We start from the raw sequence: 11,976 nt of genomic DNA, 5'->3' as shown, positions 1-11,976 counted from the left end.
CATTCCTCCGACAGGAGCGCCCCGGTCACCGGCAGCAACGGTCAGCGGGCAGGGATTGAGACGTCCGTCCTGTTGCACGACGCGGTATTCGATGGCTCGTGCGGGTGGTGCTCGGGCCAGTCGGAGCTGTGACCTGCGGTGGAGTGCCTTCGGTGGTGGGACGAGCGCGCGATTTCGGGGCGAATGCGGATTCCCGTTGCGCGAGCGGGCATTTCGTGTCCTCTGTGGCGGGTCGATAGCTTCGGATTCATGGATTGGAGCTTTCAGTCGGCCGAAGAATTGGTGGCCGCGTTGCGCGCCGGTGCGGTGACTTCGGTGGAACTTACCGACGAGGCGATCGCCCGCATCGAGCGCGAGGACGAGCTGATCAACGCGATCTGCGTGCCGGACTTCGACCGCGCGCGGGCCGCCGCGCAGCGTGCCGACCAGGCGCGCGCCCGTGGTGAGGACCGGCCGCTGCTCGGCATTCCGGTGACGGTCAAGGAGTCGTACGACATCGCCGGGCTGCCCACGAGCTGGGGCATGCCGCAACACCGGGACTACGTGCCGGCCGAGGACGCGGTACAGGTGTCGCGGCTCAAGGACGCCGGTGCGGTGGTGCTCGGCAAGACCAATGTGCCGTTGGGGCTGCAGGACATCCAGAGCTTCAACGAGATCCACGGCACCACCAGCAACCCGTGGGATCGCGACCGCACGTCGGGCGGGTCCTCCGGCGGGTCGGCGGCGGCCCTGGCGTCCGGCTTCGGCGCGCTGTCCATCGGCTCCGACCTCGCCGGTTCGCTGCGCACCCCCGCGCACTTCTGCGGCATCTACGCGCACAAGCCGACGCTCGGACTGGCGCCGACCCGCGGCATGGTGGCGCCGCAGGCACCGGCGTTGCCGGTCGACCTCGACCTCGCCGTCGTCGGCCCGATGGCGCGCACCGCCCGTGATCTCGCGCTCCTGCTCGACGTCATGGCCGGGCCGGATCCGCTGACGCTCGGCAAGGCCCACCACCTGACGCTGCCGCCCGCGCGCCACGAGCGGCTCTGCGACTTCCGGGTCCTGGTCATCGACGAGCATCCGCTCATCCCGACCGGATCCGCAGTGCGGGCGGGCGTGAACCGGGTGGCTGCCGCGCTCGTCGACGCCGGTGCCCGAGTCGAACGGCGCAGTCCGCTGCTGCCCGATCTGACCGAAGCCGCGACGCTCTACATGCGGTTGCTGATCTCGGGCGCGGTTGCGCGCTTTCCCGTCGGTTCCGACGAGCAGCTGCGGGCCCGCGTCGCCGGGCTCAGCGCGGACGACCAGGGCCTCGACGCCGTGCGGCTGCGCGCCATGGTGTTCAGCCACCACGACTGGGTCGAGGCGAACAACCGCCGCGAACTCCACCGCCACGGCTGGCGTCAGCTGTTCGCCGAGTTCGACGCCGTGGTTTGCCCGATCACGCCGACGCCCGCGTTCCCGCACGACCACAAGCCCAACCCGATGGAGCGGCGCATCGACATCGACGGCGTCGAGCACCCCTACTTCGACCAGCTCGTCTGGGCAGGCCTGGCCACCATGCCCGGCCTGCCCGCCACCGCCGTACCCGCGGGCCGGTCCCCCGAGGGCCTGCCGGTCGGAGTGCAGCTCATCGGTTCGATGTTCGAGGACCGCACCCCGCTGCGGCTGGCCGAACTGCTCGAGCAGAAGACCGGCGGCTTCCAGGCGCCGCCGAAGTGGGGCGCACCGGCCGGTCGGTCGGCACCGAGGTGAACACCGAACACCCGGCACGGCAACGTGATCCGACGGCGACTCGGCAACCTCGTGCCCGCCTCGCGCGTTCCGACTACGGCTGGCGGCATCAACTGCAGAGGGGTCGGGGCGCGGTGGACGGTGTGACGGGTTTGTTGTTGATCGTGTCGGGCTTGTTGCTGCTGTCCGGTGCTGTGCTCTTCGCCGTCTGGCTCTGGAACGCGTGGTCTCTCAGGCGGGCGTTCGGAAAGCGCGTCTCCCGGGGTCGTTCTCGCAGCGATTCGACGTCTTCCTCTGACGGTGACGGAAGCCCCGGCAGCGGCTGGGACGGTGGTGGAGGCGACTGGGGCGGTGGAGGCGGAGACGGCGGAGGTGGCGGCGGAGGCGACTGATCACCGGTCGCCCGCCCCGCCGGTGGCCGCTTGCCTCCCGCGCGCGGCTTCAGGAGGCGAGCGGCCACCGTTCGCGCCGTCATCGCTCACCACTCGCCGCACCTGACCAACTCCGCCGACCGGGCCGGGTGGGGCCGGCGGGCTGTGCTCAGGATCGGGAAGGCCGGTCGACCGGGAGTTTGCGGGCCAGCGTGCCGGTGAGGGCCAGGCCCGCCGCGGTGACCCACAGGACGCCCGCGGCGCCGAGCCCGGCGGCGACCATGCCGATCGTGCCGGGGATGACGACCTGACCGGCGCGATTCCCGGTGAGCCGCAACGACATCGCGCGTCCGCGCGCGCCCGCGGGGGCCGATTCGGCGAGCCAGGACATCGTCAGCGGCTGCCCGACGCCGAGACCGAAGCCTGCGACGGTGACCGCGATGAGCAGCAGCCAGACCGGCACCGGGGCGGCGGCGACGGTGATTCCCGCGGCGGCGCCGAAGATGCTCAGGATCAGCAACCTGCGCCGCCCGAGCGCCTCCGAGAGACGTCCGAGGAAGAACCGCGACACCATCGACGAGGCGGCGCGCAGCACCAGCAGCGTGCCGATCAGCGACGAGGCGATACCGCGTTCGGCTCCCAGCGCGGGCAGGTAGACCAGGGAGATGTCGACCGCGGCGAGCACGGTGCACGCGGTCAGCAGCGCCCCGGCCAGTCCCGGCAGGCGCAGCAGCGAGCGCACGCCGATGTCGCTGGTCGCGGCCGGGCCGCGACCAGACCGGGCGTTCCGGATGCCGAAGGTCAGGGCGAAGAGCACGACCGCGATCGCGATGCTCCCCTGGAAGATCGGCGTGGTGTCCGGGATCGCCCGCGTTCCGCCGAAGGCCACGATCAGCAGCGGCCCGGCGGCCTGGCCGAGCGAGGCGGCGAAGGTGTAGTAGCCGAACGCGGCGTCCATCCGGCCGGAAGCGGTGCTGTTGGCCACCAGCGCCTGCTGGCCGACGATCGCGCCCAGGTGCGCGGTGCCGAGCACCACGCTGCCCGCGACCAGGCCGGGCACGGTGTCGCCGAGTGCCAGCAGCAGTGTGCCCGCCGCGCACATCAGCAGGCTGCCCGCCAGCATCACCCGCCGTTCGCCGATCCGGTCGACGATGTGGCCCGCGGGCAGCGCGAGCACCAGCGGGACCAGCGCGAAGCTGCCGGAGAGCACACCGAGCCAGGACGCCGGAACGCCCAGTTCCAGCGCCCGGTAGGTGGTGGCGGGACGCAGTACGAAGGTGATGAGCTGGGTCAGCGCGGCGTGCGCGAGCAGTACCCGGACCCGCCAGTTCGCGGAGGTCACCGCGACAGGCGCCGGGTCGCTTGGGTGGCGAGGCTGGTGTCGATGTGCTCGGTCATCACCGCGGCCGCACCGTCGGAATCACCCGCGATGATCGCCTCGGCCAGCATCCGGTGCTCCTCGTCCTTCTTGGCCCTGGCCTCCGGGCCGCGGTCGACCTCCAGGGCGAACCTGCGGTAGCGGTCGGCCTTGTCCCACAGGCCATCCAGGGCTTCGACGAGCAGGTCGTTGTGCGAGGCCCGGTAGATCGCGCGGTGGTAGCGCCGGTGGTGCAGGAGGTGCTCGTAGTCGGGATTTTCCGGCATCGCCCGCAGGCCTTCCAGGGACGCGCGGATCTCGGCGATGTCTTCCCCGGTGCGTCGTTGCGCGGCCAGCGACGCTGCCAGCGGGTCGAGGGATCTGCGCATCTCCAGCAGATCGCGGTTCTCCTCGGCTCTGAGCTCGGTGACCTTGGCGTCGCGGTGGGCGCCGAGCTCGACCAGTCCTTCGGCCTTCAACCGCCGCAGGGCCTCCCGGAGCGGGGTGGTGCTGATGCCGATGCTGCGCGCGAGCGTCGCCTGGTTGATCACGGACCCGGGCGGGAACTCGCCCGAGAGGATCTTCTCCCGCACCTTGTCGTAAGCCACGTCGCTCTTGGTCACCAGCGGCGTCACCGGTTCTGCCATCACCCGACCTCCTGACTTCCCTATAGCCTACAACTTCTCTCGATGCCGACTTGTGGTCGTTAGGTGATGGCTGTTCACAAGGGAAGACGAGGAAAGCGCCCCGGACTGAGGTGCACTAGTGGCGGCCCTGGGGGCGATCGATCGGAAAAGGTTATAACCTCGTCCTCTCCGGCGATGCTGACCGGGCTCGCCGACCGCCACCAGGACGAATCGCCGCGCCGGGCCGCGCGGCACCGCTGCCTTCGTGGATCTTGTCCGGGCGCAGATCGCGTGGAGTCGCTCACCGCTGGAAGTGTCTTCGGCTACGCTGCCTGCCGTGTCCGAACAAACGTGGTCGCCCGCTCCTGGGACGCCTGTGGTCGAGTACCGGTCCAGCCGGGCGTTGTTCATCGGCGGGCTGGCCATGTTCGTCTTCTTCGGGTTCGCCGCCCTCTTCCCGGACATCGGGACCCCGTCGAACACTCCGCGATCCAATTACGCCCCGGGCTACGGGGTGTTCATGATGGGCGCGTTCGCGCTGGGCGGCCTGCTGCTGATGATCGGCTCGATTCCCCGCACGCATCGCTTCGCCGTCGACGAACGCGGACTGTGGTGGCGAGCCGGCCGCAAGTCGGACCTGATCGCGTGGGAGGAGCTGCGCGCCGTGCGCGGCCAGGAACCGCGCCCGCCGGTCAAGGGCGACCCGAACTCGAAGCTGCTGCGGTCGGCCCTGGTGTTCACCCCCGTGGACCGCCGCTTCATCACCCGCCACCGGGCGCTGCTGCCGGGCCCGCTCACTCCCGATCCGGAAGTGGAGCTGAGACTGCCGAACACCGCCACGGTCAAGCAGTTGACCGAGGAGATAGCCAGGGTCCGGCCGGACCTGCTCTCCTAGGCGACGGCGGCCGGTTCGGGCACCGCAAGGGGCGGCCGGACCGGCGATGATGGCGATCAGTCGTCATCGCGCGGTTCACCGGCCGTCCGTGCGCCGCGGAGGACGATCTCGGTGGCGGTGACGATGGCGTCAGGTGGGACGGAGCCGGGATCGATGGCGCGCTGGATGGCCAAGCCGTCTTCGAGCGCGTGCACGATGAGGGCGGTGAACGCCGCTTCCGCGGTATCGGTTCCGAGTTCGCGTGCCACCGCACCGGTGAGCGCCTCACGGGCGTAGGCCTCCCGCTCGGCGAGGACGGATCGTTCGCCGCGTGGTCGTCGGAGCGCGTGGCGCACGAGTTCCAGGCGCAGCGCCAGCCATTCCTCGAGGTGAGCGGATCGCTCGCGATGCCAGGCCCGCAGCGCTTCCCAGGTGTCGCCCTCGCTCGCCGCGAGCTGCGCCACTTCCTCCCGTTCGCGACGGGTTCGTTCCTCCAGCAGTGCCGCCACGACGGCGTCCTTGTCGGCGAAGTGCCCGTAGAACGCGCCGCGGGTGTACCCGGCGCGGTCGGCGATCCGCTCGACCGAGGCCCCGGCGACACCGTGCTCGGCGAACACCTCGGCGGCCGCGTCGAGCAGCCGCGTGCGGGTCACCACCTGCGACTCGCGGCGTGAGAGCCGTTGACGGGACATCACCACTCCTCATGGGTTCACCACCGGGCCTGCCGCCCGGACGGTACACGGCACCGCTCATTCATATTCACTACTGCATCCAGATTCAGTTATGTATCTTAGTGGCATGGGAACGAGCGCATCCGAGGTCACGAGCTGGTCGGCGACTCGCATCGCGACGGCGGTCGCCACCGGGCAGACGCGTGCGGTCGAGATCCTGGAAGCACACCTGGACCGCATCGACAGGTGCAACCCGCGCCTCGCGGCGGTCACCTCGCGGCGGGACGACGACGCGCGGAGGGATGCGGCGGCCATCGACGAAGCCGTTGCGCGCGGTGAGAGGGTCGGACCGCTCGCCGGGGTGCCGATCACCGTGAAGGAGACCACCGACGTGCGCGGGCTCGCGACGACGCACGGCTTGCGGGCCTTCGCCGACCGCATCGCCGCCGCCGATGCTCCTCCGGTCGACGCGTTGCGCCGCGCAGGCGCCGTCGTCGTCGGCCACACCAACATGCCGACCTTGACGCTGACCGGCATGCATCCGCGCAGCGAGCTGTTCGGCGACACGATCAACCCCTGGGATCCGGGTGTCACGCCCGGTGGCAGCAGTGGCGGGGACGCCGTCGCGGTGGCCACCGGGATGGCGGCGATCGGTCTGGGCAACGATTCCGGAGGCTCCACGCGATTGCCCGCGCAGCTGTGCGGAGTGGCCGGGTTGAAGCCGACGCCGGGACGCTTTCCCGCCGACCACCGGATCGGTGCGGCCGACCCGGCACCGGCCTCCGCGCTGTTCCCCGTCGACGGACCGATCGCGCGAAGCGCGTCCGATCTGCGCGCCGCGTTCGAGGTCCTCGCGATCACCGACCCCCGGGACCCCCGAGCTGTTCCGGTGCCCACCCGCGGGCCGCGGCTTCCGCGCGCCGTCGGGGTCGTCCGCGATCCCGGCGGTCACGGGGTCGACCCCGCCATCGCGAACGCCGTGGACGCCGCTGCCGACGCGCTAGCCGACGCCGGCTACGCGGTCGGCGAGGTCGACGTCCCCATGCTCGACGACGCCCTTGCGGTGTACACGGGCATGGTGCTCACCGAGTTCGCCGGGAACTGGCCCGCGATCAGCGCGCTGGTCGGCCCCGACGCGTCCCGCTACATCAACTACGACCTCGACGAGCACCCGCCGCTGGACCTGGAGCACTACCTCGAACGTGCCGCACGACTGCTGACCGTGCGCCGGGCCTGGGCGCAGCGGGCAGCGGTGACGCCGCTCCTGCTCGGTCCCGTCAGCACGCGCACCGGGTTCGCGCCAGGACAGGAATCCTCGTCGGCGGAGGAGAAACGGCGGTACGGACGTTCGATGACGCTCTCGGTGTGGTCGACCGCGGTCGGCGCACCCGCGGTCGCCGTCCCCACCGGACTCGCCGACGGACGCCCGGTCGGCGTGCAGTTGATCGGGCCGATGTTCCGGGAGGACGCCGTGCTCGACGCGGCACAGGTCGTCGAGAACGCCCGCGGCACGCTGACTCCCGTCGAACCCCGATGAGCGGGGCCATGTCGGCCACCACCTCCTCGACGAGCCGAGCGCCAAGCGCCTGAAAAGGGAGCAATTCAAGCGCATGCCGCACCTGACTGCCCCTGCCAGGAGCAGCCGCCCTGCTTGGACGAGATCAACCGCGACTTCCGCTGCGGGTGCAAGCGATCTGGACTCCGAGCGCGCGGTAGACCTGATCGTGGTCATGCACGCGGTGCTGACGCGAGGCGCAATCACTGTTCACCGCGATCGCGGTGAAACACCCGGCACCGATCGACGCGAAAGAACGCCAACGATCGGGGCCTTGATCAACCTGTGAAACGCCCTATAAGGGTGGCCGGTCCGCCCGTTGGGTGGGCGAGACTTGCGCGGCATGCCGGCTGGAATCACGCTGTCCTGCGAGGTAGGAGATCTTCGCGGTGAGTTCACATGTCCCTGATGGCAAGAACTTTCGCGTCTGACATTCCGACGGAGGCCGGTTGCGTGCGGTTTTCACCTTGCGTCTCGCGGACGGCGCGAGAGATCGAATCATCGCCGCCTGCCGGGAGTTTCGTCGCCAGCTGTGCTGGTCGGCGGCTGACACGGTGATGGAGCGTGCGAATCGACGGCAGTTCCGCTGGAATTGATGATTACTGAAGAGCGGGAAAGCCTGGATCATTTTCAGCAACGGGAGGCAGTCTCGCGAACTCGCGGCAACCCGGTGGCATGTGCGGCACACCGCGAGCCACGGCGATATCGCGCATGCCGGCCACCCGGCATCGATCAGCAGAGGAGAGAGTTCCGTGGTCCACCGTGGATTCATCGACGCCGCGCAACACCGTGCCAGCGGCGAAAACCGGTGCTGTGCGCCGGGAGTGCTGTCATGACCGGCCAGTTGCACAAGGTGGTCGACATCGCCGAGGTGAGCTCGAACCGCAAGCGCGGCGGTGACGTCCGAGTGCTTCTCGGCCCGGCCACCGTCGGCGCGGCGAGCGGGTTTCAAGGTGTGGTCCTGCTGGAACCCGGTGAGCAGGTGCGGGAGCACTACCACCCGTACTCCGAAGAGTTCCTCTTCCTGTTCGAGGGAGAGGTGGAGGTGGACCTGGACGGCGTGGCCCATGCGCTTCGGCCGCACCAGGCCGTCTTCGTGCCGATCGACGTCCGGCACCGGGTGCGCAACACCGGGCCGCGACTCGCGCGTCTGGTCTTCCACCTCAGCCCGCTGGCGCCCCGGCCGGAGCTGGGCCACGTCGACACCGAGCCGTCGTCATGACGCATCGAATCGCAGTCACCGGCTTGGGGGTGGTGGCACCGGGAGGTGCGGGCACGAAGGCTTTCTGGGAGCTGCTGACGTCCGGGCGCACCGCTACCCGGGGGATCTCGCTGTTCCCGGTCGAGGGCTTCCGTTCGAGGATCGCCGCCGAATGCGACTTTGACGGCACCGAGAACGGCCTGACCGCGGCCGAGATCGCCCGGATGGATCGCTATGTGCAGTTCGCCGCGGTCGCCGTCGACGAGGCGTGGGGCCAGGCGGGGCTGGAGGTGTCGGATCCCTGGCGGGTCGGCGTGTGCATGGGTTCGGCCGTGGGCGGCACGACGCAGCTCGAGCACGACTACGTGGCCACCTCCGACTCGGGCAACCGGTGGGTGGTCGACCACGCCAGGGCGTCGCGGTGCCTGCACCTGGCACTGACACCGTCCACTTTGGCCGCAGAGGTCGCCTGCCGGGTCGGTGCTCGGGGCGTCGTGCAGACGATATCCACCGGCTGCACGGCCGGCCTGGACGCGGTCGGGCACGCCGCCCGGCACATCCGGGAAGGCCGTGCCGACGTGATGGTGGCGGGCGCGGCGGAGTCCCCGATCTCGCCGATCGCGGTGGCCTGCTTCGACGCCATCCGGGCGACCTCGGCGCGCAACGACGACGCCGAGCACGCCGCTCGCCCCTTCGACCTGCACCGGGACGGGTTCGTGATCGGCGAGGGGGCGGCGGTGCTGGTGCTGGAGGAGTGGGAGCACGCCGTCGGCCGAAGCGCCCCGGTGCTGGCCGAGGTCGTGGGATTCGCCAATCGCAGCAACGCCTACCACATGACCGGTCTGCGCACCGACGGTGCCGAGATGGCCGAAGCCATCCGGTGTGCGATGGACCAAGCGCGGCTGGCCCCTGCCGACATCGACTACGTCAACGCCCACGGTTCGGGCACCCGGCAGAACGACCGGCACGAGACCGCGGCGTTCAAGCGGGCGCTGGGCCGGCGGGCGTACGCCGTGCCGGTCAGCTCGATCAAGTCGATGATCGGGCACTCCCTCGGCGCGATCGGTGCCATCGAGGCCCTCGCTTGCGTGCTGGCCCTGGTACACGACGTCGTGCCCCCGACGGCGAACCTCGACACCCCCGACCCGGAGTGCGACCTGGACTACGTGCCGCACACGGCCAGGGACCAGGCGCTGCGCACGGCGCTGTCGGTCGGCAGCGGATTCGGCGGTTTCCAGTCCGCCCTCCTGCTGAGCAGAGCGAGACGACCGTGAGCGGCACACCGGTCATCACCGGGCTCGGCGTCGTGGCGCCGAACGGGATCGGCGCCGACGAGTTCTGGCGAGCACTGCGTGACGGGCGTCCCGCGCTCGGCCCGCTGACCCGGTTCGAGCCCAACCCCTATCCGGTCAAGGTCGCGGGCCAGGTCGTCGGCTTCGACTCATCCGACTGGATCGACCCGAGAGTCGCCGTGCAGACCGACCGGTTCACCCACTTCGGTCTCGCCGCGGCCGAGTTGGCGCTGCGTGACGCCGGTCTGGACCCGGCCGTCGTCCCACCGCTCGAATTCGGTGTGGTCACGGCCAGCTTCAGCGCCGGTGTCGAGTTCGGGCAGCAGGAGATCCAGCAGCTGTGGCGGCGTGGCCCGGAGCACGTCGGCCCGTATCAGTCGATCGCGTGGTTCTACGCGGCCACCACCGGCCAGATCTCCATCGGCAACGGGCTTCGCGGACCGTGCGGTGTGCTGGTCGCCGACGAAGCCGGTGGCCTCGACGTGCTGGCCGCCGCCCGCGACGACGTCCGGAGCGGCGCTGCGATGCTGGCGGGTGGTGCTGAGGCGCCGCTGTCCCCGTACGCGGTGTGCGCCCAACTCGGCTTCGAGCTGCTCAGTTCCGCTGCCGACCCGGCCGCCGCCTACTTGCCGTTCACCTCCCACGCCGCGGGGTTCATCCCCGGTGAGGGCGGTGCGATGCTCGTCGTGGAGTCCGCCCGCGCAGCTCGTCGGCGCGGCACCAGGGCGCGAGCGGCGATCGCCGGGCATGGAGCCACGTTCACCGGTCCTCGGTGCTTCGACCGGTCGGCGGAAGGGCTGGAGCGCGCGGCCCGGCTCGCTCTCGCCGATGCCGACGTGGATGCGTCCGATGTGGACGTCGTCTTCCTCGATGCGCTGGGTGACCCCGAAGCCGATCGGGCCGAGGAGCGTGCGCTGCGGCGGCTGTTGGGCGACGGTGCCAACCGGATTCCGGTCACTGCGCCCAAGACCGGCTACGGCCGCTGCTACGCCGGTGCGGCGGCACTCGACGTCGCGGCCGCTGTGCTGGCCATCGAGCACGGCATCGTGCCGCCGACGCCCAACATCCGCGACTGCCCGTTCGACCTGGATCTCGTGACGCACGCCCGCCCGGCCGACATCAACACCGCGCTCGTGCTGGCCCGGGGCTTGCACGGCGGCAACTCCGCATTGGTCCTGAGACGTCCCGCTTCGACCCGAGGAGATGACTGAGATGCACACACCCGAGACGAACCGACCTCTTTCCTCCATCGCGCTGGCCGCGCTGATCAGCCGCTGCACCGGTGTCCCGGTCACCGGTGACCAGGTCGACGACGCAGGCCAGAGCTTCGCCGAGCTCGGCGTGGACTCCCTCGGCCTTCTGGGAGTCGTGGCACAGCTCCAGCGCGACTGCGGCTTGTCCGAGACCGTCGACCTGAACACCGACCACTCGCCGAGAGACCTGCTGCTCCTGCTCGACGGGAGGGCATGAGATGGCCGGGCACACCGACAACGAGATCACCATCGCAGCGCCACTCCGCTTCGTGTGGGACCGCACCAACGACGTGGAGGACTGGCCGAACCTGTTCAGCGAGTACGACTCGGTGCAGGTGCTGGAACGCGAAGGTGACCGCGTGCTGTTCCGGCTGACCACGCGACCCGACTCCAGCGGCAGGGCGTGGAGCTGGGTGTCGGAACGAATCGCCGATCCGGCGACCAGGACCGTCCACGCACGCCGAGTCGAGACCGGTCCGTTCGGGCGGATGAACATCCGGTGGACCTACGAGGAGGTCGACGACGGCGTGCGGATGCGCTGGATCCAGGACTTCACGATGAAGCCGGACGCGCCGATCGACGACGAGGCGATGACCGAGCGCATCAACGCCAACACCCGCGTCCAGATGGCGCTGATCAAGAGGAAGCTCGAAGCGGCAGCTGTCGCTCCCTGATCGTCGCCCGAACGACTCCCGGCGCTGCCCTGCTCAACAGGCTGAACCTCCGAGTGCCCCAGAGGGATTCCCTCGTCGGATGTCGGTTGCTCAGCGGGCGGCGGGCCGGGTCCATGCCGGGCCCGTGGTCGGTGACGGGCAGCTCGACCCGGTCGCCGGGTAGCGAGCGAACCGCCACGGCAACTGGTGTGTGCCGGTGGGTGTGTGCTGCTGTGGGTTGCTGAGCAGGTTGCGCAACACCTGCAGCAGCCGATCCTCGTCACCGCTGGCGAACACCTCGGCCTGGATGTCGTGGAGGCGGTGCACATCGGAACGGGACCCTGCTCTGATCTTCAGCACGGAACTGCCCACGGACGACCACGTCACCGTCCACGCGCTCTGCGCCG

The 11,976-nt window shown here is 70.3% G+C and carries 12 protein-coding genes; 8 read left to right on the top strand and 4 right to left on the bottom strand.

What is annotated here, in order from left to right:
* The first annotated feature begins 249 nt into the window (after positions 1–249).
* Positions 250–1,737 (top strand): amidase, encoded by a 1,488-nt coding sequence (locus tag C4T78_RS03585; RefSeq protein ID WP_093347278.1) that lies wholly within the window; start codon positions 250–252, stop codon positions 1,735–1,737.
* Positions 1,738–2,256: 519 nt separating this feature from the next.
* On the opposite strand, the gene C4T78_RS03575 is transcribed toward C4T78_RS03585, so the two are convergent.
* Complete coding sequence (locus tag C4T78_RS03575; protein ID WP_177247410.1) at positions 2,257–3,429, bottom strand: MFS transporter; 1,173 nt, start codon at positions 3,427–3,429, stop codon at positions 2,257–2,259.
* Positions 3,426–4,091, bottom strand: coding sequence for a GntR family transcriptional regulator (locus C4T78_RS03570; protein ID WP_093347283.1), 666 nt, complete (start codon positions 4,089–4,091; stop codon positions 3,426–3,428). The genes C4T78_RS03575 and C4T78_RS03570 overlap by 4 nt, the downstream gene beginning before the upstream one ends.
* A gap of 316 nt (positions 4,092–4,407) precedes the next feature.
* Between C4T78_RS03570 and C4T78_RS03565 the strand changes: the two genes are divergently transcribed.
* Positions 4,408–4,965 carry a hypothetical protein gene (locus tag C4T78_RS03565; RefSeq protein WP_093347285.1) on the top strand — a complete coding sequence of 186 codons (558 nt, stop codon included), beginning with the start codon at positions 4,408–4,410 and terminating at the stop codon, positions 4,963–4,965.
* A 56-nt stretch (positions 4,966–5,021) separates the two neighbouring features.
* Here C4T78_RS03565 and C4T78_RS03560 read toward each other — a convergent pair whose 3' ends face one another.
* Positions 5,022–5,636: a TetR/AcrR family transcriptional regulator gene (locus C4T78_RS03560; RefSeq protein WP_093347287.1), complete on the bottom strand. Its 615-nt coding sequence runs from the start codon at positions 5,634–5,636 to the stop codon at positions 5,022–5,024.
* A 106-nt stretch (positions 5,637–5,742) separates the two neighbouring features.
* Between C4T78_RS03560 and C4T78_RS03555 the strand changes: the two genes are divergently transcribed.
* The 6 genes from C4T78_RS03555 to C4T78_RS03530 all read left to right on the top strand — a co-directional run bounded on the left by C4T78_RS03555 (position 5,743) and on the right by C4T78_RS03530 (position 11,590).
* On the top strand, positions 5,743–7,152 hold the full coding sequence (locus C4T78_RS03555; protein ID WP_093347290.1) for an amidase family protein: 1,410 nt from the start codon (positions 5,743–5,745) through the stop codon (positions 7,150–7,152).
* 850 nt (positions 7,153–8,002) lie between these two features.
* A complete protein-coding gene (locus tag C4T78_RS03550) occupies positions 8,003–8,392 on the top strand; it encodes a cupin domain-containing protein (RefSeq protein WP_093347292.1) in 390 nt (129 codons plus the stop codon).
* Positions 8,389–9,645: a beta-ketoacyl-[acyl-carrier-protein] synthase family protein gene (locus C4T78_RS03545; RefSeq protein ID WP_093347295.1), complete on the top strand. Its 1,257-nt coding sequence runs from the start codon at positions 8,389–8,391 to the stop codon at positions 9,643–9,645. Before C4T78_RS03550 ends, C4T78_RS03545 begins: the two co-directional genes overlap by 4 nt.
* Positions 9,642–10,874: a beta-ketoacyl synthase N-terminal-like domain-containing protein gene (locus tag C4T78_RS03540; RefSeq protein ID WP_093347297.1), complete on the top strand. Its 1,233-nt coding sequence runs from the start codon at positions 9,642–9,644 to the stop codon at positions 10,872–10,874. Before C4T78_RS03545 ends, C4T78_RS03540 begins: the two co-directional genes overlap by 4 nt.
* Before the next feature lies 1 nt (position 10,875).
* Positions 10,876–11,133, top strand: coding sequence for an acyl carrier protein (locus C4T78_RS03535; protein WP_093347300.1), 258 nt, complete (start codon positions 10,876–10,878; stop codon positions 11,131–11,133).
* A gap of 1 nt (position 11,134) precedes the next feature.
* Positions 11,135–11,590 (top strand): SRPBCC family protein, encoded by a 456-nt coding sequence (locus C4T78_RS03530; RefSeq protein ID WP_093347302.1) that lies wholly within the window; start codon positions 11,135–11,137, stop codon positions 11,588–11,590.
* 90 nt (positions 11,591–11,680) lie between these two features.
* Here C4T78_RS03530 and C4T78_RS03525 read toward each other — a convergent pair whose 3' ends face one another.
* Complete coding sequence (locus C4T78_RS03525; protein WP_143185741.1) at positions 11,681–11,941, bottom strand: HAMP domain-containing histidine kinase; 261 nt, start codon at positions 11,939–11,941, stop codon at positions 11,681–11,683.
* Positions 11,942–11,976 lie beyond the last annotated feature (35 nt).

Origin of the sequence: Saccharopolyspora kobensis, assembly GCF_900108315.1 — a bacterium.
Taxonomy (GTDB): Bacteria; Actinomycetota; Actinomycetes; order Mycobacteriales; family Pseudonocardiaceae; genus Saccharopolyspora; species Saccharopolyspora kobensis.
The sequence above is the reverse complement of the archived record's forward strand: the minus strand, read 5'-3'. Positions and strand labels throughout refer to the sequence as shown.

Excerpts from the sequence above, each read along its gene's own strand:
- C4T78_RS03585 (WP_093347278.1), top strand. The coding sequence starts at position 250 with ATGGATTGGAGCTTTCAGTCGGCCGAAGAATTGGTGGCCGCGTTGCGC.
- C4T78_RS03570 (WP_093347283.1), bottom strand. The coding sequence starts at position 4,091 with ATGGCAGAACCGGTGACGCCGCTGGTGACCAAGAGCGACGTGGCTTAC.
- C4T78_RS03560 (WP_093347287.1), bottom strand. The coding sequence starts at position 5,636 with ATGTCCCGTCAACGGCTCTCACGCCGCGAGTCGCAGGTGGTGACCCGC.
- C4T78_RS03555 (WP_093347290.1), top strand. The coding sequence starts at position 5,743 with ATGGGAACGAGCGCATCCGAGGTCACGAGCTGGTCGGCGACTCGCATC.
- C4T78_RS03550 (WP_093347292.1), top strand. The coding sequence starts at position 8,003 with ATGACCGGCCAGTTGCACAAGGTGGTCGACATCGCCGAGGTGAGCTCG.
- C4T78_RS03545 (WP_093347295.1), top strand. The coding sequence starts at position 8,389 with ATGACGCATCGAATCGCAGTCACCGGCTTGGGGGTGGTGGCACCGGGA.
- C4T78_RS03535 (WP_093347300.1), top strand. The coding sequence starts at position 10,876 with ATGCACACACCCGAGACGAACCGACCTCTTTCCTCCATCGCGCTGGCC.
- C4T78_RS03530 (WP_093347302.1), top strand. The coding sequence starts at position 11,135 with ATGGCCGGGCACACCGACAACGAGATCACCATCGCAGCGCCACTCCGC.